The sequence below is a fragment of the Bacillus sp. P4_D3 genome (assembly GCF_056401855.1).
The window spans coordinates 1-1179 of record NZ_JBFUIN010000867.1 but is presented as its reverse complement, the minus strand read 5'-3'; the positions used below and the strand labels follow the sequence as shown (position 1 = coordinate 1179).

Genomic DNA, 1179 nt, shown 5'->3' with positions numbered 1-1179 from the left:
TAAGTATATAGAGAAAACAATGAAGGCAGAAGAAAAACAAGAGAAGGAGGCTATATAAGATGAACATCATAACAATGGATACAATTTATTATGTATTAGGAATAATCGTTGCATTTATCGCTGTTCGTATTGCATTTGATCGTGAACATCCAAACCGATTCGGTTCTAGCTTATTTTGGGCATTGTTTGCAGTTACATTTTTATTTGGAAATGTAATACCTTCATTTTATGTTGGCTGTATTGTGCTCGCTATGGTCGTTTTAGCTTCATTAAATAAAGTAACAAAATCTGAGGAGAAAGAAGTACCAGTGCAAGAACGTGTGAAACATGCTGAGAAATTAAAGAATAAAATTTTTATGCCTGCACTGTTAATACCTATTTTTACAATTATCGGTACACTGACATTAGGGAAAATCAAATGGGGAAATGTCTCTCTTGTTGATCCTGATAAAGTAACGTTAGTTGCATTAGCGTTAGGTGCATTACTCGCATTCGTTGCAGCGATGCGTATTACAAAAGCGAAAATAACAACGCCTGTTCAAGAAGGAAGCAGATTACTACAGGCTGTCGGCTGGGCTGTTATTTTACCACAAATGTTAGCAGCGCTTGGCGGTATTTTCGCAAAATCTGGCGTTGGCCAAGTCGTTTCTGATTTAGTCGGACAAGTGTTACCAACAGAGTATCCATTCGTTGCTGTTATGGCGTACTGTTTAGGAATGATGCTATTCACAGTTGTAATGGGAAATGCTTTCGCTGCGTTTGCGGTTATTACTGGCGGAATTGGCTTGCCTTTAATTGTTCAAATGCACGGCGGGAACCCAGCAATTATGGCAGCACTCGGTATGTTTGCTGGATATTGTGGAACGTTGCTTACTCCAATGGCAGCAAACTTTAATATTGTTCCGGCAATGCTTTTAGAATTGAAAGATAAGAATGCAGTCATTAAGGCGCAAGTACCAATTGCTCTTTCTATTTTCATTATAAATATGTTTATCATGTACGGCCTTGTATATCGTTTCTAATTAGGAGAGTGAAACTATGAAAACAGTATTAGTAACAGGATTTGATCCGTTTGGAGGAGAAAGCATCAACCCAGCTTGGGAAGTCGCAAAAAGTTTACATGAAAAAACAATTGGAGAATACAAGATTATAAGTAAACAAGTTCCAACGGTATTTCAT

The 1179-nt window shown here is 37.6% G+C and carries 2 protein-coding genes; both read left to right on the top strand.

Translation table 11 applies throughout. The features are described from left to right. Nucleotides 1-59: 59 nt before the first annotated feature. Entirely contained in the window at nt 60-1022 is a 963-nt protein-coding gene (locus AC1DTM_RS27505) for a DUF979 domain-containing protein (RefSeq protein WP_016105315.1), read from the top strand. A gap of 16 nt (nt 1023-1038) precedes the next feature. Further along, a partial coding sequence (locus AC1DTM_RS27500; RefSeq protein ID WP_477001377.1) for a pyroglutamyl-peptidase I family protein occupies nt 1039-1179 on the top strand: 141 nt, incomplete at its 3' end.

Excerpts from the sequence above, each read along its gene's own strand:
- AC1DTM_RS27505 (WP_016105315.1), top strand. The coding sequence starts at position 60 with ATGAACATCATAACAATGGATACAATTTATTATGTATTAGGAATAATC.